This window comes from Phytoactinopolyspora halotolerans (genome assembly GCF_010550675.1).
In the GTDB taxonomy this organism is placed as follows: Bacteria; Actinomycetota; Actinomycetes; order Jiangellales; family Jiangellaceae; genus Phytoactinopolyspora; species Phytoactinopolyspora halotolerans.
The window spans coordinates 348,140-371,194 of the sequence record NZ_JAAGOA010000002.1 but is presented as its reverse complement, the minus strand read 5'-3'; the positions used below and the strand labels follow the sequence as shown (position 1 = coordinate 371,194).

Genomic DNA, 23,055 nt, shown 5'->3' with positions numbered 1-23,055 from the left:
TGTGCCACAGGGGACGAGACAAGGAGCGTCGATGGCCAAGAACATCTTCGTCCTGGGACTGGACGACCTGAACGCGGAAACCCTGCGCGCCCTGCCCCACGCCGAGGATTACCGTTTCCACCGCCTACTCGCGAAAGAAGAGCTGCTCACCGATGAGATCCGGCTACCCGAACTGCTCGCCGCCGCGGAACGTCAGCTCTACCATTTCGATGACACGATCGACGCGATCGTCGGGTATTGGGACTTTCCGGTCAGCTCCCTGGTGCCGATTCTGTGCGAGCGCTTCGGCACCACCGGTCCCAGCCTGGAATCGGTCGTGAAATGCGAGCACAAGTACTGGAGCAGGCTCGAGCAACAGAAGGTCATCGCCGAGCATCCCGCATTCGGCCTGATCGACCCCAAGACCGATACCCGGCCGCCTGAAGAGCTGAGCTACCCGATGTGGATCAAGCCCGTGAAGTCGACCAGTTCTGCCTTGGCGTTCCGGGTGCGCAACGACCACGAGTTCGCCTCCGCCGTGGAGACCATCTCCGAAGGCATCGATTGGATGGGCGCACCGTTCGAGCAGGTGCTCGAACACCTGCACCCACCGCCGGAGATCGCCGGTAGCGGCCGGTACTGCCTCGTGGAAGAGGATGTCTCGGGAGAGCAACTGACGGTCGAGGGGTACGTGCAGGGCGACAAGGTGCACATCTACGGGATCGTGGCGTCGATCAATTACCCGGACACCTCGAGCTTTCTGCGCTACGAGTACCCCGCCGCCATCCCGCCGCACGTCGCCGGCCGGCTTGAAGAGGTGACCCGGCGCGTCATCATCCAGTCCGGGCTGGACAACTCGACTCTCAACATCGAGTTCTTCTGGGATCCGGCCAAGGACACGATCAACGTTCTGGAGGTCAACCCGCGGCACTCTCAGTCGCATGCCCGGCTGTTCCAGATGGTGGACGGCGTGTCGAACCATTACCCCATGGTGCGGCTGGCGCTGAACCGCGATCCCGATCTGCCACACCGCCAGGGCGAGCATGCGGTCGCCGCCAAGTGGTTTCTTCGCCGCTTCGCCGACGGGCTGACCACCCGGGTGCCCACCCACGACGAGATCGCACACGTGCAGTGGGAGAACCCGGACGCCACGGTGCGTGTGATCGCGCACGAGGGCCGGTGGCTGTCCGATCTCACCCACCAGGACAGCTACAGCTACGAGCTGGCGCAGATCTTCATCGGCGCGCAGAGCCAGGAAGAGCTGATCGCCAAGTACGAGCGCTGTGTGGAGGCGCTGCCGTTCAAATTCGACACGTCACCCCCGCGAGGAGAGTAGGAACGGAGGAATGGATGCGCACAGCCACCTCTCTGCCCGAGGAGGTCCGTGAGGAGGACGGGATCTGGATACCGATGCCGGACGACGTCCACCTGGCCGGCCGGGTGTGGCGGCCGGTCTCGTCCGATGACCGTCCGGTGCCGGCTCTGCTGGAGTTCATCCCGTATCGGCAACGCGACCTGACCGCGCACCGAGACTCGGTGAACCACCGATACCTTGCCGGGCACGGCTACGCGTGCATCCGGGTGGACATCCGCGGCAGTGGTGACTCCGAGGGCATCCTCACCGGCGAATACCTGGAACGCGAACTGACCGATGCGGAGTGCATCCTGCAGTGGCTGCGCGAACAGCCGTGGTGCGACGGCCACCTCGGCATGATGGGCATCTCCTGGGGCGGGTTCAACGCCTTGCAGGTCGCCGCCCGTCGCCCGCCCGGGCTGGATGCGATCGTCGCGGTCTGCTCCAGCGATGACCGGTACGCCGACGACGTCCACTACATGGGTGGCTGCCTGCTCAGTGACAATCTCTCCTGGGCGTCGACCATGTTCGCCTACACCTCGTGCCCGCCGGATCCGGCCGTCGTCGGCGATCACTGGCGAGAGATGTGGCACGACCGGCTGCACGGCAGCGGCCTGTGGCTGGAGGACTGGCTACGGCACCAGCATCGCGACGACTTCTGGAAGCACGGCTCAGTCTGCGAGGACTACTCCGCGATCCAGTGCCCTGTCTTCGCGGTCAGCGGGTGGGCCGACGGGTATTCGAACGCGGTCTTCCGGATGCTGGAGCGGTTGCAGGTGCCGCGCAAGGGCCTGATCGGACCGTGGTCGCACAAGTATCCGCATTTCGGCCAGCCTGGCCCCGCGATCGGCTTCCTGCAGGAGATGGTCCGCTGGTGGGATCGGTGGCTCAAGGGCGTCGACAACGACGTCATGGACGATCCGATGCTGCGGATCTGGATGCAGGAGAGCGTCCCACCGTCCACGGCGTACGCGGAGCGCCCGGGTCGCTGGGTGGGCGAGATGGAGTGGCCCTCACCCAAGATCAACCAGGTGGAACGGGGGTTCAGCCGTTACCGGATGGCAGAGCCGGGTGAGCCGGTCGACCCGCAGCCGCTGACCGTGGAGTCTCCGCTCTCCGTCGGGCAGTTCGCGGGGAAGTGGTGCTCGTACAACGCACCGCCGGATCTCCCGTACGACCAGCGCGAGGAGGACGGCGGCGCGATCGTCTTCGACAGCAACGAGCTGGAGGAACGGTGGGAGGTCCTGGGCGCGGCCGTCGTCAACCTCGAGTTCAGCGTCACCGAACCGGTAGCCCAGGTGGCCGTGCGTCTGTCGGACGTGGCGCCGGATGGCCGGGCCACCCGGGTGAGCTACGGACTGCTGAACCTGACACACCGAACCGGGCACGAGGCTCCGGAGCCGCTGGAGCCGGGTCGTCGTTACCAGGTCCCGGTCACGCTGAACGGGATGGCACACGCATTTCCGCCGGGGCACCGTATCCGGGTGGCCGTGTCCACCTCGTACTGGCCGCTGGCGTGGCCGCCACCGGTTCCCGTACAGATCACCGTCTACCCGGAGCACAGCAGTCTCGAGCTCCCGATCCGGCCGACAGACCACCCGGACGACGTGGCGTTGCAGCCGTTCGACGAGCCCGAGGGAACCGAGCCGATCTCGACGACGACGCTGCGCTCCGGTGAGCATCGCTGGAACGTGACGCGTGACCTCATCGACTACCGTTCGATGCTCGAGGTCGTCAAGGACCTGGGCACGGTACATTTCGACGACATCGACATGGACGTCTCCCGGCGCGCCGAGGAGTACTACAGCTGGGTCGACAATGATTTCGCGACCGTGCGTGGCGAGGTGATCTGGACGATGGCGTTCGCCCGCGACGGCTGGAGCGTGCATACCCGGACCCGGACCACGCTGACCTCGACGCCGACGGAGTTCCATCTCGCGGCGGAACTCGACGCGTACGAAGGTGAACATCGGGTCGCCGCCCGGAACTGGCACTCGACGATCCGCCGGGACCAGGTCTAGATCGCCTCCCTTGATCATCGAGGATCCGGGGTGCCATGACGCCGCGGATCCTCGATGATCATCGGGTGGGTCGGGCTGTCACGCTCCGGTTCGTCAGGAACGTGCGGACGGCGGAGGCGATGGCCGCCCGGTCGATCCCGGCCATGCGCAACTGCTCGGCCGGCGACGCGGAACCCGGCATCTCGCGTACGGCGAGTTTGATCATCGCCGGGGTCGGAATGCCGGAGGCGAACACGTCGGACACGGCGTCGCCCAGACCGCCCTCCGCCCAGTGGTCCTCCACGGTCACCAGGCAGCCGGTCTCCTCCGCGGCCGCCCGTACGGTGAAGGCGTCGACCGGTTTGATCGAGTACACGTCGATCACCCTGGCACGAACACCCTCGGACTCCAGCTGGTCGGCGGCGGCGAGCGCCTCGTGAACGGTCACACCGGCACCGATGAGGGTCACCGCGTCATCGGATGACGAGCGCAGCACCCGGCTGCCCCCGATCGGGAAGTCCTCGTCGGGACCGTAGATGACCGGGGTCTCGCCGCGTCCGGTCCGCAGGTAGGAGATCCCCGTTCGGTCCGCCATCTCACCGACCAGGGCAGCCGTCTGATTGCCGTCGCACGGGTGCAGCACCGTGCTGGAATGGACGGCGCGCAGCGCGGCGATGTCCTCCAAGCCCATCTGGGACGGGCCGTCCTGCCCGATCGCGATCCCGGCGTGCGAGCCGACCAGACGCAGGTCCGCACGGCTGATCGCGGCCATCCGGATGAAGTCGTACGCGCGGGAGAGGAACGCCGCGAAGGTCGCCGCGTACGGTTTCCACCCGCGCACCTGCAGCCCGACGGCCGCGGCGATCATCTGCTGCTCGGCGATGTAGAACTGGAAGAACCGATCCGGGTGCTCCTTGGCGAAGAACTGCATCCGGGTGGAATCGGAGACCTCGGCGTCCAGTCCCACCACGTCCGGGCGGGCATGGCCGAGTGCCGCGAACGCCTCGCCGAACGCGTTCCGCGTGGCCACGTCGTCTCCGACGTTATACGTCGGCGGCTCGTACCTGGCCGGCTCGCCGAAGCTGTGCGGCGGCGCGGTGTACGACGGCTTGACCACGCCGACCCGGATCTCGCGCGGACCGCCGAGCTCAGAGATCGCCTCGTCCACGTCCGGCACCGGCTTGCCGTGCTTGCCCTCCTGATCGGCGACGGCCGACACCCCGGCCCCCTTGGTGGTCCGGGCGAGGATGGCGGTCGGCTTCGCGGACGATTCGGCGGCCGCATAAGCCTGCTCGATCTCCTGCGGGTTGTGACCGTCGATCTCGATGGTGTTCCACCCGCGTGGCTCGATCCGCCGGGCGTAGGCACCGGTGTCCCAGCCGAACCTGGTGGGTCCACGCTGCCCGAGCCGGTTGACGTCGATGATCGCGACCAGCCGATCCAGGCCTTCGTAGCCGGCGTGCTCGAAGGCCTCGGCCATCGACCCCTCGGCCAGCTCGCTGTCTCCGCAGAGGACCCACACGCGGTAGGGCAATCGGTCAAGCCGCTTGCCGGCGAGCGCCGTGCCGACGCCGATGGGTAAGCCCTGGCCGAGCGCGCCGGTGGCGACCTCCACCCACGGCAGCCTGGGCGTCGGATGCCCCTCCAGCCGGCTGCCGAGTGCACGGTAGGTCACCAGCTCGTCGTCGCTGATGGCGCCGGCCGCCTTGTACATCGAGTAGAGCAGCGGGGTCGCATGCCCCTTGGAGAAGATCAGGTGATCGTTCTCCGGGTTGCTCGGGTCGTCGAAGTCGTAGCGCAGGTGCCGGGCGAGCAGGACGGCCATGAGATCCGCCGCGGACAGCGACGAGGTCGGATGACCGGAGCTTGCCACCTCGGAGCACCGCACGGCGTCGACGCGCAGTTGTTGGGCCAATTCCGTCAGGTCAGTCATCTGTCCATCACTCACGCCCCTCCCGTACCCAGTTCGCGCACGCGGATTCAACCCCCGGAGAATAAGGACCATGGTTGGCGGCGCAGACGACGAGAATTCCCGGCGGAGGTGGCCCCGTCGTGTCTACGAGGTCGGCGAGGAGCCGGACCCGAGATTCACCTTCGCCAACGAGCGGACCTTCCTCGCCTGGATCCGCACCGCACTCGCACTCGTCGCCGCCGGCATCGCCCTGGAGGCCCTGGAGGTCCCCGCCCAGACCGCTGCCCGGGTGCCGCTTGTGCTGGTTTTGGCGCTGCTCGGCGCCGCCAGCAGTTCGGTCGCGTTCGTCCGGTGGGCACGGGCCGAGCGTGCGCTGCGCCAGTCGAAGCCGTTGCCCGCGCCCGCGCTCGCGCCGGTGCTGGCCTTCGGTCTCGCGGTGCTGGCCGTGACCATCGGCGTCGTCTTCCTCACCTCGTTATGAGCGACGGCGAACCTGAGCGGACCTTCGATCCCGGGGCGCAGAACGAGCGCACCGCCCTGGCCTGGACCCGTACCGGACTGGCGCTCCTGCTCGCGGTGGTCCTCGCCAGCCGGCTGACCGCCGGACCACTGGGCCTGGCCGCGCTCGCGTTCGGGCTGCTGACTGCGCCGTTCGCGGCGGCGATCCTGGTCCTGGCCCGTCGCCGCTATCAGCTGGCGCACCGCTCCCTGCGGCGTGCCGGACACCTGCCGGACGGTCGGCTGCCCGCGCTGGCCGCGGCGGTCACACTGCTGCTGGCATTGCTGGAGATCGCCTTCACCGTGACCGAAGCCGCCGGAACCGGGCTCTAGCGACACGCAACGTCGCCGGTAAAGGCGGCATGAGTGGGTACTGGCGAAGGTGCCGGAGCGAGCCCGCATCACCGGGAACGCGTCGAGAAGATACGAACTTGGAGCTTGCCATGCTCGTTCTGACCAGCAATGCGGTGTCAGCCATCCGCCAGCTGTCCCAGGAGACCGCCGGTGCGGAGCACGCCGGCTTACGGATCTCCTCTGCAGCGGACACGAACGGCACCACCGATCTCATGGCGTCGATCAGCTCCGGCCCGGAGCCGCACGACGAGGTGGTCGAGATCGAGGGCGCGCGCGTCTATCTCAGTCCGCAGGCAGCGCCCGCGCTGGAGGACATGGTTCTGGACGCGGAACCCGCCGGGCACGGCGAGGTCCGGTTCGAACTGATGCCGCAGCCGAGCTGACCTCCGCATAGACGCGTGCCGCCGCCTCAGAGCGGCACGCGTTGCCTGGGCTTGTGTCCATTTCGTTACGCCTACCCGTTGACGGGCGTTAACCGGTGTGGCAACGTTCTCACATGAGATCGTTGCCACATTCTGAGGGTGCCGCTCGCACGGCCCCGCATTTCGACATGGAGGGCAGGTCCATGAAATCAGCTCACGTTCGCTGGCTGGCTCTGATCGCCGCTACCGGACTCTCACTCGCGGCCTGCGCCAGCGGGACCGCAGACGACGACACAGCAGACAGTGGCAACTCCGGCGACGAGTCCGAGGATGCAGGTTCCGCTTTCGCCGCCGACGCCGAGCTCAGCGGCGACCTGAGCATCATGGGATTCAGCCTCGGTGACGAGATCGCCGAGGTCCGCTACGACGAGGCCGTCGCCGCATTGGGCGAGGTCGATGTGAGCCTCGCCGAGGGTGAGCTGGATATCCAGCAGTTCCTCTCCTCGGCCGCTACCGGGCAACCCCCGGACATCATCTACGCCAACCGCGACCAGATCGGCACCTTCGCCTCCCGCGGCGCACTCCTACCCCTGAACGAGTGCATCGCCGGCGAAGAGATCGACATGTCGATGTACCGGGAGCCGGCGGTCGAGCAGGTCACCTTCGAAGACAGCGTCTACGGCATTCCCGAGTTCAACCAGGTGCAGATCACCATGGCCAATGCCGGTCTGCTCGACGACGCGGGCCTGGCCATCGAGGACGTGAACGGCTCCGACTGGGACGCGATGGAGGCGGCCACCGAGGCGATGATGGAGAAGGACGGCGGCAAACTGTCCGTGATCGGGTTCGACAGCAAGATGCCCGAGTTCCTTCCGCTCTGGGCCAAGGCGAACGGCGCCGATCTGCTGTCCGAGGACGGCCGCACCGCCCAGCTCGACGACCCGAAGGTTCTCGAGGCGCTGGAGTGGGCGGTCGGCATCTACGATCTGCAGGGCGGCTTCGGCGACGTCAAGGCGTACCGGGACTCGGCGGACTTCTTCGGCGAGGGCAACCAGTTCGCCACCGACGTGCTCGGCGCCATGCCGATGGAGCAGTGGTACGTCAACGTCTTGAACGACGTCTCCCCCGACGTCGACATGGCCTTCGACACCGTCCACGGGCTCGACGGCGCGACGCTGGCGTTCGCGTCCGGCTCCGCCTGGGCGATCCCGGCCGGCAGCTCCAACCCGGAAGCCGCCTGCCGGTTCGCCAAGACGATGACCACAGTCGACACCTGGATGGCGGCTGCGCAGACCCGGGCGGACGCCCGCGCCGAGAGCGACAAGCCGTTCACCGGCCTGCTGACCGGGAACGCCGTCGCCGACGAGGAGATCTACAACGCCTTCGTCGAACCCAGCGGCAGCGAGGTGTGGGACGCCGCCATCGAGGCCACCTACGAAGCCAACGACCACACCTTCAGCCTCCCGGCCAACCCGGCGGACGCCCAGTTCAAGACCGCCTGGCAGGACGCCGTGAACCGGGTGCTCAACGGCCAGCAGGAACCGCAGGCCGCGCTCGAACAGGCACAGCAGGAAGCTCAGAGCGCGCTCGATGACGCCTGGGCCACCTGGGACGAGGAATAGGACCATTGGCCCAGTCCGCGACGACGACGCCCGAAGCGCCACGTGACTCCGTGGCGCTTCGGGCGAAGCGCCTGAGCCGCCGCCGCAACACCAGAGCGGCGCTCCTGTTCATCAGCCCGTGGATCATCGGGTTCCTCGTCTTCACCGCGTGGCCGATCGTCTACAGCGCCTACCTGTCGCTGACCGACTACGACGTGCTCAACGACCCGTCGTTCATCGGCCTCGAGAACTACCAGGAGATGGTCGAGGATCCCAAGATCCGGCTCGCGCTGTGGAACACGTTCTACTTCACCGTGCTGCAGGTACCGCTGTACGTCATGGTCTCGCTGGGGCTGGCGCTGCTGCTGGACAAGGCGGGGCGGGCCGCGGGCTTCTTCCGGACGGCGTTCTTCCTGCCGAAGATGACCCCGCCGGTGGCCGTCGGCATCCTGCTGCTCCTGCTGTTCAACGGTCAGGACGGGTTGATCAACACGGTGCTGGGCTGGGTCGGCGTCGACGGTCCCGCGTGGACCACCGATCCGACATGGGTCAAACCCGGCTTGATTCTGATCAGTCTGTGGTCGGTCGGCTCGTCGGTGATCATCCTGCTCGCCGCCCTGCAGAACGTCCCCCAGGAGCTGTATGACTCCGCCCGGGTGGACGGAGCGGGCTGGTGGCAGCAGACCTTCAAGATCACCATACCGATGATCAGCGGTGCGCTGTTCTTCATCTTCATCGTCAACACGATCGCGGCGTTCCAGACGTTCACCGAGGCCTACACCGCCTACTTCGGCGCCGGCAACAGCACGTACAGCAACGATGCCGCCCTGTTCTACGTGATCTACCTGTTCCAGCAGGGCTTCGAGTTCTTGAACATGGGTTACGCCTCGGCGATGGCGTGGCTGCTGTTCGTGATCATCATGATCTTCACGGCGATCCAGATGCTGGCCAGCCGCAGGTTCGTCTACTACGAGGGAGAGCAGCGATGACCGCCGGTCCAGTCGGAGCCGAACGGGTGGAGGAACCCAAGGTTCCGCCGACCCCCGTACAGACCCCGCCGCGGCCGCCGATCCGGCCACGCAAACCGAAGGTCACCGTCCGCAAGGTCTTGATCCTCGCTGCGCTCAGCGCCTTCACTCTGCTGTTCATCTATCCGTTCATCTGGCTGCTCAGCGCGTCGTTCAAACCGCGCGGCGAGGTGTTCGACAACAAGCTCATCCCGGACACGTTCGTCTTCGAGAATTACATCAACGTCTGGCGTGAGGCGCCGATGGCGTTGTGGATGTGGAACACCGTCTTCGTCACGGTCCTGGCCGCCGTGACGGTGACGCTGTCCAGCGCTCTGGTGGCGTGGGGCTTCGCCTACTTCCGGTTCCGGGGGCGCAACCTGCTCTTCGGGGTGGTCCTGGCCACGATGATGCTGCCCGGCGCGGTGACGATGATCCCGGTCTTCCTCATCTGGAACAACCTGGGCATGGTGGACACGCTGACTCCGCTGTGGGCGAAGAACCTGTTCGGAAGCGCGTTCTACATCTTCCTCCTGCGCCAGTTCTTCCTTGGATTACCGCGCGACCTGTTCGAAGCCGCCCGAATCGACGGCGCCAACAACTGGACGATCTTCTCCCGGATCGCCGTGCCGCTGACCAAGCCGGCGCTGATCATCACCATGATCTTCGAGTTCCAGGTGGCCTGGACCGACCTGTTGCAGCCGCTGATCTACCTGCGCGACAGCAGCAACTTCACGGTGCCGCGAGGGTTGAAGGCGTTGCTGGACCAATACGGCTTCGGCGGGAACTGGCACTGGGAGATCGTCGTCACCGCCAGCGTCATCACCACGGTGCCGATGATCATTCTGTTCTTCCTCGGTCAGCGCCACTTCGTCCAGGGCATCGCCACGACCGGCACCAAGGGCTGAACCACCGCTCCTACGACATCAAGGTTCCTCATCGCCACCATGACGACACCACGCGTACTTGTCGCTGCCGTGGATCTTGACGGATCGGAGTGGTCGGTCCGGGAGGCGTTGGGCGACACCTGGCGCTGGTACCTAGACAAGCCGGTGACCGCCCGGAACAACGCCGGTGCGGCGCTGGGCAAGTCCGGACGCGCGCCGGGCTGGTTGCCGGCCCTGGTGCCGGGCTCCGTCGTCGGCGACCTGGTGCGCGCCGGCGAGCTGGCCGATCCTTACCTCGGCCGGAACTCCCGGCAGGCCGAGTGGGCGGCGTCACGGACGTGGGTGTATCGCCGCGAGTTCGAGCTGCCGCCGCTGCGGCAGTTCGAACGCGCCGTGCTGTGCTTCGACGGCATCGACCCCGGCGGCCGCGTGTACGTCGACGCGGTCGAGGTCGGCCGGGTGGACGGCCTCTACCACCAGGCGCGGTTCGACGTCACCGAACAGGTCGCCTACGGCGGTACGCACCGGCTGGCCGTCGTCATCGATCCGGCGCCGCCCGGTGAACCGCAGGTCGGCAGGACCGACCGGGTCGGCCGGCACGCGCCTCGGATGGGCTACGGCTGGGACTTCTGTCCCCGCCTGATCCACCAGGGCATCTGGCGCAGCGTGCGACTCGAGGTGGGGCCCGCCCACCTCAGCGGCGTCCAGGTCCGCACTGAACTCGACGCCGACCTGGTCAGCGGCCGGGTCCATGTTCAGGCGGAGCTCGACGTGTCGCCGGGCGTTCCGGCCGGCGCCGATCCGCAAGCCTCGGTGGAGATCCTGGTCAAGCATGGCGAGCGCGTCCTCGCCGCCGGCGCCGCCACGCCGCTACCGCGTGCCCCGCGCGCGGATGCCGATACGGATGCTGATGCGGATACGGATACAGACGCGGCCCGCATCAGGTTCTGGATCGGCGCCACGGTGGAGGTGTCCGAGCCAGCGCTGTGGTGGCCGAACGGACTCGGTGAGCAGGCGCTGCACACGGTCGAGATCCACCTCGTCATCGACGGCGAACGCGTCTTGGCCGGCACCCGGACCGTCGGTTTCCGGCACGTCCGGCTGGTCTCGAACGAGGGGTCCCCTCCGGGCGCTCTTGCGTACACGGCCGAGGTCAACGGCCGCAGCACCGAACTCATCGGGTGGAATTGGGCGCCCGCCGAAGCGTTGTACGGGGAGACCAGCCCGGACAAGGTCCGGCACCTGGTCGACCTGGCCGCCCGCTCCGGCGCCCGCCTGTTCCGCGTATGGGGAGGCGGCCTGGTCGAGACACCGACCTTCTACGACGCCTGCGATCGCGCCGGGCTGCTGGTCTGGCAGGAGTTCTCCCAGTCCAGCTCCGGCATACAGAGCGCTCCGTCGGATCATCCGGAGTTCATCGAGCACCTGCGGGCCGAGGCGCGGGCGGTCGTTCCGTCCCGCACGCACCACCCGTCCCTGCTGATGTGGGGCGGCGGCAACGAGCTGGAGGACGACGCCGGGCCGCTCGACGAACGCTCCCCCGCTCTGGCCGCGCTGCGCGACGAGATCGCGCGGCTGGACCCCGGCCGACCCTGGATGGCCACCTCTCCGACCGGTCCGGTGTTCCACAACCGGCTCGACGTGCTCGCGTCCCGGCCTGATGACCTGCACGACGTACACGGGCCGTGGGAACACCAAGGTCTCGAGGCGCACTACACGCTGTACAACCGGGGCCGGGCGCTGGCGCACACCGAGTTCGGCGTGGAGGGCATGGCGAATCGCCGGCTGTGGAGCGCGCTGATACCGCCCGGGGACCGATGGCCGGTGAGCCGGGAGAACCCGGTCTATCGGCACCTGGGCGAGTGGTGGAACAACGCTGAGCTGGTGCAGGAGTGCTTCGGCGGCCGGCTGACCGATCCCGACGAGTTCCGCCGCGCCAGCCAGTTCATGCAGGCCACCGGGCTGGCCTATGCGGTGGAGGCGGACCGCCGCCGCTGGCCACGCGCGAGCATGGTGCTGCCGTGGCAGCTGGCCGAGTCCTTTCCGAACGCGTGGTGCACCGCCGTCGTCGACCATGCGGGCGAACCGAAGCCCGCCTATCATGCCGTCCGCCGCGCATACCGCCCGGAACGCGTCACCGCCCGGATCGACCGGATCGCGCTCGACGGCCACCCTGCCGCCGTCGAGGCATGGGTGTGGTCCGAGTCGGGGCGCGAGCCCGGAGGTTCGGTCACCGCCCGGCTGCTTGACATCCACGGGACGGTGCTGGCGGCCGACGAGTGGCCGGTTCCCCATGCGGTCCGGGTACCCTGTCCAGCCGGGCGGCTGGAGGTCGACCTCGACGGCGTCCTACCGAGCCGCGCCGGGCTCCTGGTCTGGTCGCTGGACTGGCGCGACCGGGACGGCGGCACCGTCGACCGGGAACGGATCGTGGTGTCCGCGGGGGCAGACCTGGCCCCGCTGCTTGACCTGGAGCACGCCAAGCTTCAGGTGACGGCCGTGCCCGTCGCCGCGCCAGGGTCCGCGTCGTCGGCGGGGTCCGAGAGGTGGTTGATCGGCGTCGAGCACGTCGGCGGTCCCGTAGTCGTCGGACCACAGCTCAGCGACGACAGGTCCGCAGAGGCGACCGGCTGGGCCGTGGTCGACGCCGATCCCGGCCCGATCCTGCCTGGCGAGCGCCGCGAATTCACCGTCGAATGGCGAGCGGCCACCGGCCCCCGGCACCTGTTACTCGAATCGTGGAACACCGACCCCCAAACCGTGGAGGACATCACTTCATGATCGGCTCCGATCCCAGCCACGACCATGCGGCCGCCGTCGATCAGACGGGCTCGTTTCCGCCGGGCTTCCTGTGGGGCGCGGGCACGTCGGCGTACCAGATCGAGGGCAGTCTCGACGCGGACGGCCGCGGTGAGTCGGTATGGGACGTCTTCGCCCGGCGCCCCGGTGCTATCGAGGGCGGCGGCGACGCGTCCATCGCCTGCGACTCGTACCGGCGGTGGAAGGACGACGTCGACCTGATCGGCGAGCTGGGGCTGCGCGCGTACCGGTTCTCGGTCGCCTGGTCCCGGATCATGCCCGACGGCCGGGGCCGGGTGGAGAGCCGCGGGCTCGACCATTACGAGCGGTTCGTGGACGCGCTGCTGGAGCGCGACGTCACCCCGGTGCTGACGTTGAACCACTGGGACATGCCGCAGGCGCTGATGGCCGACGGCGGCTGGGCCGGGAGATCCAGCGTCGACGCGTTCGCCGAGTTCACCGCGGCGGTGGCCGAGCGGCTGGCCGACCGGGTCTCCTGGTGGATCACCCAGAACGAGCCGTGGATCATCGCATTGCTCGGCTACCGGCTGGGGCTGCACGCGCCCGGCATCAAGGATCTCGCCGCCTCGGTGGCGGCCGGCCACCACGTCATGCTGGCGCACGGTGCGGGCGCGGACGTGCTCCGTCGTTATCCCGGCGTACGGGTCGGTGCGGCGCCTAACCTGTTGCCCTGCGAACCGGCATCGGAAGACGAGCGCGATGTCGCCGCGGCGTGGGCATCCGACGGCTACTGCAACCGCTGGTTCCTGGACCCGCTGTTCGGGCGCGGCTACCCGGCGGACATGCGCGAGCACTACGAACGTGCGCTCGGCCGGGAGCTGACCGAGATCCGCGACGGCGACGAGGAGGCGATCGCCGGGCGCAGCGATTTCCTCGGCGTCAACTACTACACCCGCCGGGTGATGGCGGCGGGTGAGCCAGACGGGGCGGACCAACCGTTCCCGTGGCGGGTGGTGTCGCCGCGAGAGCAGGTGCCGCGCACCGACGAGGCCACCGAGATCGCGCCGACGTCATTCCGCGAGCTGCTGATCCGCCTGCACCGCGAGTACGACGGCGTCCCGCTGCTGATCACCGAGAACGGCGGCGTCTTCGGTGACACGCCGGCTCACGACGGCGGTGTGCACGACGTCCGCCGCACCTCGTTTCTTCGCTCACACGTCAACGCGATGGCCCAGGCCATGGCCGCCGGCGCGGACGTGCGCGGATACCTGCACTGGTCTCTGCTGGACAACTTCGAGTGGGCGCTCGGCTACCGGCCCCGCTTCGGCCTGGTCCACGTCGACTACCGCACCGGTGAACGCACCATCAAGGACTCCGCCCTCGCCTACGCCGAGCTCATCCGGACCGGGCACCTCCCGGAAGGGAACACACACCGATGATCTTCACCGGAAAGGACTACGAGATCGAGATCGACCCGGTCGAGCCTCGCGCCGTGTTGCGCGACGGTGGCGGCCGGGTCTGGACCGAGCTCTCTCTGCTGGCCAGCCTGGATCTGATGGACGGTCGCGACGAGTGCTACGACATCCAGCCGGCGCGCGTCGTCGCCGAGGACGGTGACACCGCCGAGTTGAGGATCGAGATGTCCAGCCCGATCTGGCGAGGCAAGGCGGTGCACGTACGGTGCACGGCCACCGACGTGGAGATCTGGGCCGACGTCCACGGGCCTATCGGCCGGTCGAGCGCCCGCCTGGAGGAGGTCGCGCTGCTGGGGGGCCGGGCCATCCTCCCGAACGGCGCCGGCGGGACGTTCCGGTCGTCGATCAAGTTCGCGTCGCTGTTCAGCCCCACCCCGACCGAGCCGGTGCACGTGGTCCGGCCCGCTGCCGTCGCGTCGTCGCTGGGCGTGGTCGGGGATGCGTCGCCGGGACGGTTGCACGGCATCTTCTCGCCGCCCCCGCTGTGCTGGGCGCTCGGTGAACGGCCGGCGAGCGGCGCCACCGACGTTCCGGAGGGCCGGTGGTGGGGCATGTCGCTGCGCGCCCCGGTCGACGAGCTCACCATGACCGCGGTCCGGTACACCCCGTTGGACGGCGGGTTCTTCCTGCGGCTGGATTATGAGGGCCACACGGTCGTCGGCGACGACGGGCTGCGCACTCCGAGCGTCGTCCTGCGCCCCGCATCCACGCCCTGGCAGGCGCTGACGGACTACCGTGACGACCTGGTCGCCCGCGGTCTGGCACCGGCGGCGCCGCAGACCTCGCCCGCTTGGTGGTCCGAGCCGATCTTCTGCGGCTGGGGTGCGCAATGCGCCCGCGCCGCCGCGCAGCGCCCGGACGAACCGGTCGCGGACGGCCTCGGCTTGGTCGGCGGGGCGACGGTGGTCAAGGCGGCGGACCTGGCCCGGCAGGAGGTCTACGACGACTTCTTGGGCACGCTCGATGCCGCCGCGCTGGACCCCGGCACCATCGTGATCGACGACCGCTGGCAGGACGCGTACGGCGCCGGCACCGTCGATACCGACCACTGGCCGGACCTGCGCGGATGGATCGCCAGGCAGCATGCCACCGGCCGGAAGGTGCTGCTGTGGTGGAAGGCGTGGGATCCGGAGGGCGTCCCGGCCGAGGAATGCATCGTCGACCCCGCCGGCCGTCCGGTGGCGGTGGACGTGGCGAACCCCGCCTATCTGGAGCGACTGCGCCGGATCGTCACCCACCTGATCGGGCCGGAGGGATTGGACGCCGACGGCTTCAAGGTCGATTTCACTCAGCGTTCGCCGTCCGGTGCGTCACTGCGCGGGGCCGATGGGCCGTGGGGCATCGCCGCCTTGCATACACTGCTGGCGACGCTCAACCAGGCCGCGAAGCGGGTCAAGCCGGATGCCCTGCTGATCACCCACACTCCGCATCCCTCGTTCGGTGACGTGTGCGACATGGTCCGGCTCAACGACGTGCTGGAGCGCGACAATGCCGGCGACCGGGTACACGTCGTCGAGCAGCTACAGTTCCGGCACGCCGTCGCCGCCCACAGCCTGCCCGGTCACCTGGTCGACACCGACCAGTGGCCGATGCCGGACCGCGACTCGTGGCGTGGGTACGTCGAGGAGCAGGCACGGCTCGGGGTGCCGGCGCTGTACTACCTGGAGTCGATCGACGCATCCGGGGAGAGACTGACCGCCGACGACCTGGCCCTGGTGGCCCGGACCTGGAAGGAGTACCGAGATGAGCGAGCGTGACGTCCAGGCCGCCGTGAACCCTGACGTACCGGCCGCCGTGTACGACGTCGTCGTCTACGGCGCGACGTCGGGCGGCGTGTGCGCGGCCGTGGCGGCCGCCGAGTCCGGCGCCTCGGTGGTGCTGCTCGAGCCGGGACGGCACGTCGGCGGCATGACCTCGGGTGGCCTTGGCTACACCGACCTCGGCGACGCCCGGGTGGTGCAGGGGATGGCCGGCCGGTTCCGGCGGGCGGTCGCCGACTACTACGGGGTTGCCGTGGGGCACTACGCCGGGCCGGAGCCGCACGTCGCCGAGACGATCTTCACCCGCTGGCTGGAGGAGGCCGGCGTGAGCGTCCGTTTCGGCGCCCGCGTCGACGAGGTCGTCACCGCTGACCGGCGGATCGACGAGGTCGTGCTCGCCGGCGGCGACCGGGTCCGCGGCGCGGCGTTCGTCGACGCGAGTTACGAGGGCGACGTCATGGCCGGAGCGGACGTCTCGTACACGGTGGGCCGGGAGGACCGGTCGCTGTACGGTGAGCGGTATGCCGGTCGGCAGGAGCTGGTGCCGGGGCGGCATACCGTGCCGGCGTGGATCTCGCCGTTCGTGGACGATCCGTCCGGGCACGAGCCCGGCCCGGTGCTGCCGCAGATCCACGAGACCGAGCTGGTCGACGTCGGCCGCGGCGATCGTGGCGTCATGTCCTACGGGTACCGGGTCTGCCTGACACCGGACGCGGACCGCGTCCCGTTCACCCCGAGCGAGAATTACGACGAGGGCTACTGGGAGCTGGGCCGGCGGATCTTCGACCGCTGGGAACGGGACGGGTACGAGGTGCGCGCGGGGCAGCTGCTCGGCCTGGAGCAGAACCTGCCGAACGGCAAATGCGACGGCAATTCGATCGGCCCGTTCTCGCTGAGTGTGCTCGACGGCTCGGCGTGGCGATATCCCGAGGCGGACGCCGCCGGGCGGGAGCGGATCCGGCTCCACCACCTGCAGCACGCCCAGGACTTCCTGTACTTCCTTGCGAACGATCCGGCGGTGCCGGCGAACGTGCGCAAGGAGATGTCCCGATGGGGTCTGCCGGCCGACGAGTTCACCGACACCGGCCACCTGCCGCACCAGCTGTACGTGCGCGAGGCGCGGCGGATGCTCGGCGCGTACGTGCTGACCGAGGAGGACCTGCTCGGCACCCCGCCGCGACAGTACGACGCGATCGCCATGGGCTCGTACCACATCGACGTGCGCGAAGTGCAGCGTGTCTGGCGCTGGGTACACGAGCACCCGCGGCCGCTCGGCATGGTCTTCACCGAGGGTTACCTGTCGGTGCCGGTGCATCCGTACCAGGTCGCGTACCGGAGTCTGGTGCCGCGGTACGAGGAGTGCACCAACCTGCTCGTGCCGGTCTGCGTATCCGCGTCGCACGTGGCGTTTGCCTCGGTGCGGATGGAGGTGCAGTACCAGATGCTCGGCCACGCCGCCGGGCTGGCCGCCGCGCAGGCGGTTCGGACCGACCGCGCGGTCCAATCGATCGACGTCACCCTGCTGCAGGACCGGCTGCGCGACCAAGGCCAGATTCTGGCCCTGTGACCTGGAACGACATCGTCAGCTCCGCGCACCACCCCCGCCCCCTCGACTGACCTTTGCAATGCACACATATACGCAGCGCGGTCCAGAGCATCAAGTGTGGGGATGTGCGGGCAGACCTGTAGGCAACCTAGTCCGGGTACCTGGGTAGGCCGCTCAGCGTAACCCTGGTAGGCGGCGCAGCCGCGAACCGTACTTAACGCGCATCCAGCAAGTCGTGTTCGGTGTCGTGTGCCATCTGCCGGAGGATTCGCGATTCGGCTGTCGTGAGCATGGTCGTGGGAGATTGAGCCGCTCAGCGCGGCGCGGAGGCACACGGCGGCGCGCGCGACCTTCGATATTGGCGTTTTAGCGGCCGGCACTTACACGACTGCGCACACGACCGTCGCTTAGCCGGTCGAGGACCACACGATCCCTCGCACGACCCGGCCGTGTCAGCAGCCGTGTGAAACTGAACCGGCACACACCCGGCCGTGTCAGCAGCCGTGTGAAACTGAACTGACAGTGGCCCCGCTGCGTGGGCGGCCCGGCGAACAGCTCCAGACCCCGCGTACCGTCTGGGGGTCATTCTCACCCGCCGATATGAGGCGCCGGCAGGTAATCTGCCGAACCCGCGCACGCCGTTCCGTTCCGGCCTTAACCATGAGGAACCTCGCTGTCGTCGTTGCAACAGTAAGGTGACTCACCGCAGGTGCGAGCGGCGCGTGGCCGAGAGCCACCAAACTCAACTGCTCCCGTCCAGGCGGCGCCCGCGTCTTACGTCTCGAGGCGCCACGCGGACCGGACGCGCACCTTAGTGCTGAGCGAGGACGCGTTCGACGAAGGGCGGCACCACAGACTTCAACACGTTCTGCTCGTAGGTCTGCGCCTCGGCCAGCAACTTCTCGGCGGCCGATCGTGTCGTCGCCGTCGGCGATGCCAGGTGGTCCAGCGCGGCGAGACCGGCGCGGCCCATGGCAGCCTGCGTGTCCAGCCACGGCTTGAGCTCCCGTGCGAGCCGTTCCCCGCGCGCCGTCGAAGGTTCGGCGGATCGGGCCATGGTGTGGAATGTGACGTTCGCGCGTTTCGCGGCCGCGGCGTCGCCGGCGAGGACGTCGTCCAACAGGGCGGAGAGCTCGGGATGCTGCGGTGCCGACGGCGGCCACGAGCTGCACGACTCGATGAGCATGTCGACGGCGTCATCTGCCCCTAACGACGCCCGAACTCGCCGATGCGACGCGGCCGCGTCGTACGCATCCGGATTCCAGGCCCAGTCGGCCACCGTCGCCAGCGCGACCTCCGACGCCGCCGCCTGCGGCATCGGATTGGCCGTGACGCCGGCCAGCGGGGCGTCGCTCAGATCCAACGTCCGGCCGGTGAGCGGGCCGAGGAAGACCCGGGAGAAGTCGAAGTCGTTGACCGGGAAGTTGTCCCAGAGCAGGAGGCGGTGGCGGAAGTTCTGCGCCGCCGCGTCGATGTGCTCGCGGGTGACGTCCCCGACGACGATGTCGCGGCCGGTCCACCACACCAGTACGTCACCGTCGAGTTCGCCCGCGAGCTTCTCCCGGTACGGCGACGAGCCGGTACCCGCGTAGTCGGTCGGGACCATCAGTAACGGGCGGTCCGCATCTCGCGGGCGCAAGAACTCCTCGATCACTCGCCGGCACACGTCGGCGTGGGCGAGCGCGCTGGAACCCGGCTCCGTACCGTATGCGGCGACGTCTTCCTCATGGACCAGATCCGGCTCGATGTCGTCGAAGAGCAGCCCGACGTCTCGGACGCCGACGTCCCACACCTGCTGGAGCTTCGCCAGCAGCCGATCGAGCTCGCCCGGATCGCTGTAGACCATCGACAACCCGGGAGAGACCGTGAAGACGAAGCGGACGTGGTGCCGCCGCGCCTCCTCGACCAGCTCGGCCAGCCTGGTGAGCTCGGCGTCCGGGTACGGATCCCTCCACTGGGCGCGGTGGTAGGGGTCGTCCTTCGGCGCGTAGACGTAGGCGTTCAGCTTGTGCCTGCCAGCGAAGCGCAGGTGCTCCAGCCTGTCGGCGTGCGACCACGGCGTCCCGTAGAACCCCTCGATCGTGCCTCGCCACCCCAACTCCGGCCAGTCCCGGACGGAGCCTGTCCGCAGTTCACACGTTCCGCTGTCCGTACCGGCGGCCAGCTCGATCAGCGTACGGGCGCCGTAGTACGCCCCGCCCGGATCGGCGGCCGTGATGACCGCCTGCGGCTCGCCTGCCGGCCGGTCCACCACCAGCGCGTAACCCTCCGGGGGAAGCTGCGCGGTCGGCTGCGTGTCGATGCGCACTCGCAGCGCGGGCGCCCCGCTCGCCGCGGTCGGCTGCCCGAATGCGGCTGCCCAGGCGTCGACAATCGCGCGTGCCGCGTCGCAATCCGGCGCCGCCTCGACGAGCACTTCGCCGAATCGCACCGACTCGCCGCCGAGGGCCAGCTCACGAGGTTGCGGCACCAACCGCTCGTCGGGGGATGACATCGAGGCAGATCCAGGTCTTCCAGCGGTCATTGTGGGAACGATACCATCGTGGCGTGAGTACACATGCCGCCGAAGAAGCGCCAGTATCCGAGGTAGCTCCGGGTGTGTTCCGCGTCCGGGACACCTGCGACGTCTACGTCATCCGGAACGAGGCCGACGCCGACGGCGAGTCGACCGGGATCGCCATCGATTTCGGCTCCGGCACCGCGCTCGATCATCTCCAGGCGATGGGCATCGACCGCCTGACGCACGTTCTGATGACCCACCACCATCGCGATCAGGGGCAAGGACTGCCCCGCGCGATCCAGGCAGGCGTCGAGATCCACGTCCCACCGGTCGAGTTCGGTTTGTTCGCGCACGTCGACCATATGTGGGTCACCCGGCCCATCGCCAACGACTACAACCTCCGCCAAGACAAGTTCTCCCTGTTGGAGCCGGTGCACGTCACCGGAACCGTGCCGGAGTATCGCGCCGCCGGCTACGGCGGAGTCACCGTCACGGTGCTCCCCACGCCCGGCCACACCACCGGCTCGGTGACCTACATCCTCGAACGCGACGGTTTGCGCATCGCGTTCACCGGCGACCTCATCTATGCCCCCGGAAAGGTCTGGTCGCTCGCCGCGACGCAGTGGTCCTACACCGAGAACGAAGGGCCGGCGATGGCGGTCCTGAGCTGCTACCAACTCATGGATGAGCGGCTGGACCTCCTGCTGCCGTCGCACGGCGAACCGATGAACGATCCGCGCGCGGCCCTGGAGTTGCTGGCGGAACGGATGAGCCGGTACGTCGACTCCCGCCGGCCGTACCCGTGGGATCTACGCGACCGGTTGGAACGGCCGTTCGTCGAGCTGACCCCACACCTGCTGCTGAACCGGACCGCGAATTCGTGTTCGTACGTGCTGCTGTCCGAGACGGGCGCGGCGATGATCATCGATTACGGCTACGACATGACCACCGGCCTGCCGGCCGGGACCGACCGCGCGTCCCGGCGACCGTGGCTGGCGTCGCTGCCGGCGTTGCGCCGAGACTACGGCGTCACCGATGTGGAGGTCGTGCTGCTCACGCACTACCACGACGACCACGTCGCCGGAGCTCCGCTGCTACGCGAGGTGGAGGAGGCCGAGGTCTGGGCGCCCGCCAACGTCGCGCCGATCCTGAACGATCCGGACCACTACGACCTGCCCTGCCTGTGGTACGACCCGATCCCGGTCGACCGGGAGCTGCCGCTGGAAGAGACGTTCACCTGGCACGAGTACCAGATCACCGTGCATGAGCTGCCAGGCCACACGCTGTACGCGGCCGGGTTCGCCTTCGAGGTGGACGGGGTCCGCGTCATGGTCACCGGCGACCAGCAGGACATCCAGGGTGTCCCGGGTGAACGGCGCGAAATCCTCAACTACCAGTACCGGAACCTGTTCCGGATGGACGACTTCCGGAAGAGCGCGGCGCTGTACCGCAGGGTCGCTCCCGGCCTGATGGTCAGCGGGCACTGGAAGCATCGCTGGGTGGACGATGCATATCTGGACATGCTCGCCGAACAGGCCGAAGAAGTGGTCCAGATCCACCAGGAGCTGCTCCCGCTGGACGAGCTCGACATCCAGCCGGACGGCGTGGTGGCACACATCGCCCCTTACCGCAACCGGGTGACCACCGGAGGAAAGGTGCGCCTGGACGTGACGGTGCGCAATCCGGTCCGTGCGGCGGCGGAGGCCATCGTCCATCCGGTCCTCCCGGAGGGGTGGTCCTGTGCACCGGAGGCGCTAGTCCTTAAGCTCGAAGAAGGGGAGACGGCGACGGCGGAACTCGTGATCGCCACCGACGGCGAGGAGCGGCGACGCGCGCGGGTGGCCGTGGACGTCACCGTCGGCACCCTACGCTTGGGCCAGCATGCGGAGGCACTGGTCGACGTCGTCGCCGATGACGCCGACCTGGGGTGAGGAGATGAGATGGGGCAGGACGCGAGCGTGGAGCCGGCAGACCCACCGGCTCCGGCCGATCCGCTGCGACCCGCCCCGGCGGCGAGCTCCGTCCCCAGACGCGCGACCATCAAGGATGTCGCCGAAATGGCCGGTGTGTCCCGATCCACCGCCTCCCGCGCGCTGACCGGGCGCGGATATGTGGCCGAGGACGTCCGCCGTCGAGTGCTCAGCGCGGCCGGGAAGCTCCGCTATGTCCCCGACGCTACGGCCCGCCACCTCAAGCAGCAGGTCAGCCTCTCCATCGGTGTCCTCGTCTCGGACTTGCGCAACTCGTTCTACGCCGAGCTCGCCGCCGGTGCCGGGCAGGCGGCCCGGTCGCACGGCTACAGCATGATGCTCGCCGACGACGGCGGCGTGGCCGAGGACGAGGCGGGAGCGGCGGAGGCGTTCGTGGCGCTGCGGGTCGCCGGCGTCGTGGTGACACCGGTCTCAGCCACCATCATCGATTACCTGCGGCGGCACGGCGTGCCTGTGGTCGAGGTGGACCGGCAGTTCACCGCGGGCGAGTGCGACGCCGTCGTCGTGGACAACCATGCCGCCGCCCGCCGGGCGACCGAACGGCTGACCGGTCTCGGCCACCGCCGGATCGCACTGTTCATCGACGAGACCGACTGGACCACAGGGCGCGATCGCTACCGCGGCTACCGCGCGGCGCTGGACGCCGCGGAGATCGAAGAAGACCCCTCGTTCGTGGTGTCCAGCGGCTGGGACGTGGTGGCGGCGCAGGACGCGGCGCTGCGCCTGTTACAGGGCGACGCCCGGCCCACGGCCGTGTTCGCGGCCAACAACGTGCTCGCCGAGGGGGTGTGGCGCGCGGCCGCACAGCTCAAGCTGCGCATTCCGGACGAGCTCAGTGTGGTCAGCTTCGACGACGCCCCCTGGATGAGCATGGTCACCCCGGGTGTCACCGCGGTCGCGCAGGACGCCACGACGCTCGGGCGGGCCGCCGTCGAACGGCTGCTGCAGCGCGTCGCCGTACCGGACGCACCACCCGCCGTGGACGTCATCCCCGTGGACATCATCGAACGCGGCTCCACCGCACCCCCTGGACAGATCGCGTAACCGCTCGCGTCACCGCTCGCGTCAC

The 23,055-nt window shown here is 68.7% G+C and carries 16 protein-coding genes; 14 read left to right on the top strand and 2 right to left on the bottom strand.

What is annotated here, in order from left to right:
- Positions 1 to 31 precede the first annotated feature (31 nt).
- Positions 32 to 1,315, top strand: coding sequence for an ATP-grasp domain-containing protein (locus G1H10_RS04085; protein ID WP_163732993.1), 1,284 nt, complete (start codon positions 32 to 34; stop codon positions 1,313 to 1,315).
- Between the two features lie 14 nt (positions 1,316 to 1,329).
- Positions 1,330 to 3,354 carry a CocE/NonD family hydrolase gene (locus G1H10_RS04080; RefSeq protein ID WP_163732990.1) on the top strand — a complete coding sequence of 675 codons (2,025 nt, stop codon included), beginning with the start codon at positions 1,330 to 1,332 and terminating at the stop codon, positions 3,352 to 3,354.
- Between the two features lie 58 nt (positions 3,355 to 3,412).
- Here G1H10_RS04080 and G1H10_RS04075 read toward each other — a convergent pair whose 3' ends face one another.
- Positions 3,413 to 5,266, bottom strand: coding sequence for a transketolase (locus G1H10_RS04075; RefSeq protein WP_174264024.1), 1,854 nt, complete (start codon positions 5,264 to 5,266; stop codon positions 3,413 to 3,415).
- A 70-nt stretch (positions 5,267 to 5,336) separates the two neighbouring features.
- Between G1H10_RS04075 and G1H10_RS04070 the strand changes: the two genes are divergently transcribed.
- The 10 genes from G1H10_RS04070 to G1H10_RS04025 all read left to right on the top strand — a co-directional run bounded on the left by G1H10_RS04070 (position 5,337) and on the right by G1H10_RS04025 (position 17,516).
- The gene (locus G1H10_RS04070) at positions 5,337 to 5,726 is read left to right on the top strand and encodes a YidH family protein (protein WP_163732985.1); all 390 of its coding nucleotides are present in this window, start codon (positions 5,337 to 5,339) and stop codon (positions 5,724 to 5,726) included.
- Positions 5,723 to 6,076, top strand: a complete 354-nt coding sequence (locus G1H10_RS04065) for a DUF202 domain-containing protein (protein ID WP_163732982.1) — start codon at positions 5,723 to 5,725, stop codon at positions 6,074 to 6,076. Before G1H10_RS04070 ends, G1H10_RS04065 begins: the two co-directional genes overlap by 4 nt.
- A 110-nt stretch (positions 6,077 to 6,186) precedes the next feature.
- Positions 6,187 to 6,480, top strand: a complete 294-nt coding sequence (locus G1H10_RS04060; protein WP_163732979.1) for a Fe-S cluster assembly protein HesB — start codon at positions 6,187 to 6,189, stop codon at positions 6,478 to 6,480.
- A 182-nt stretch (positions 6,481 to 6,662) separates the two neighbouring features.
- A complete protein-coding gene (locus G1H10_RS04055) occupies positions 6,663 to 8,081 on the top strand; it encodes an extracellular solute-binding protein (RefSeq protein WP_163732976.1) in 1,419 nt (472 codons plus the stop codon).
- A gap of 5 nt (positions 8,082 to 8,086) precedes the next feature.
- The gene (locus G1H10_RS04050) at positions 8,087 to 9,049 is read left to right on the top strand and encodes a carbohydrate ABC transporter permease (protein ID WP_174264023.1); all 963 of its coding nucleotides are present in this window, start codon (positions 8,087 to 8,089) and stop codon (positions 9,047 to 9,049) included.
- Positions 9,046 to 9,975 carry a carbohydrate ABC transporter permease gene (locus G1H10_RS04045; RefSeq protein ID WP_163732973.1) on the top strand — a complete coding sequence of 310 codons (930 nt, stop codon included), beginning with the start codon at positions 9,046 to 9,048 and terminating at the stop codon, positions 9,973 to 9,975. Before G1H10_RS04050 ends, G1H10_RS04045 begins: the two co-directional genes overlap by 4 nt.
- Before the next feature lie 39 nt (positions 9,976 to 10,014).
- Positions 10,015 to 12,735 (top strand): glycoside hydrolase family 2 protein, encoded by a 2,721-nt coding sequence (locus tag G1H10_RS04040; RefSeq protein WP_163732968.1) that lies wholly within the window; start codon positions 10,015 to 10,017, stop codon positions 12,733 to 12,735.
- Positions 12,732 to 14,153 (top strand): GH1 family beta-glucosidase, encoded by a 1,422-nt coding sequence (locus G1H10_RS04035; RefSeq protein WP_163732966.1) that lies wholly within the window; start codon positions 12,732 to 12,734, stop codon positions 14,151 to 14,153. Before G1H10_RS04040 ends, G1H10_RS04035 begins: the two co-directional genes overlap by 4 nt.
- Positions 14,150 to 15,946, top strand: a complete 1,797-nt coding sequence (locus tag G1H10_RS04030; protein WP_163732964.1) for an alpha-amylase family protein — start codon at positions 14,150 to 14,152, stop codon at positions 15,944 to 15,946. Before G1H10_RS04035 ends, G1H10_RS04030 begins: the two co-directional genes overlap by 4 nt.
- On the top strand, positions 15,933 to 17,516 hold the full coding sequence (locus G1H10_RS04025; RefSeq protein WP_163732961.1) for an FAD-dependent oxidoreductase: 1,584 nt from the start codon (positions 15,933 to 15,935) through the stop codon (positions 17,514 to 17,516). The genes G1H10_RS04030 and G1H10_RS04025 overlap by 14 nt, the downstream gene beginning before the upstream one ends.
- A gap of 790 nt (positions 17,517 to 18,306) precedes the next feature.
- Here the strand turns inward: G1H10_RS04025 and G1H10_RS04020 are convergent.
- Complete coding sequence (locus tag G1H10_RS04020) at positions 18,307 to 20,019, bottom strand: glycoside hydrolase family 84 protein (protein WP_163732958.1); 1,713 nt, start codon at positions 20,017 to 20,019, stop codon at positions 18,307 to 18,309.
- Positions 20,020 to 20,042: 23 nt separating this feature from the next.
- Here G1H10_RS04020 and G1H10_RS04015 point away from each other — a divergent pair, with 23 nt between their 5' ends.
- Together G1H10_RS04015 and G1H10_RS04010 are read left to right on the top strand one after the other, a co-directional pair.
- Positions 20,043 to 21,926, top strand: coding sequence for an MBL fold metallo-hydrolase (locus G1H10_RS04015; protein WP_216852882.1), 1,884 nt, complete (start codon positions 20,043 to 20,045; stop codon positions 21,924 to 21,926).
- Between the two features lie 9 nt (positions 21,927 to 21,935).
- Complete coding sequence (locus G1H10_RS04010) at positions 21,936 to 23,030, top strand: LacI family DNA-binding transcriptional regulator (RefSeq protein ID WP_163732952.1); 1,095 nt, start codon at positions 21,936 to 21,938, stop codon at positions 23,028 to 23,030.
- The last annotated feature ends 25 nt before the right edge of the window (positions 23,031 to 23,055 follow it).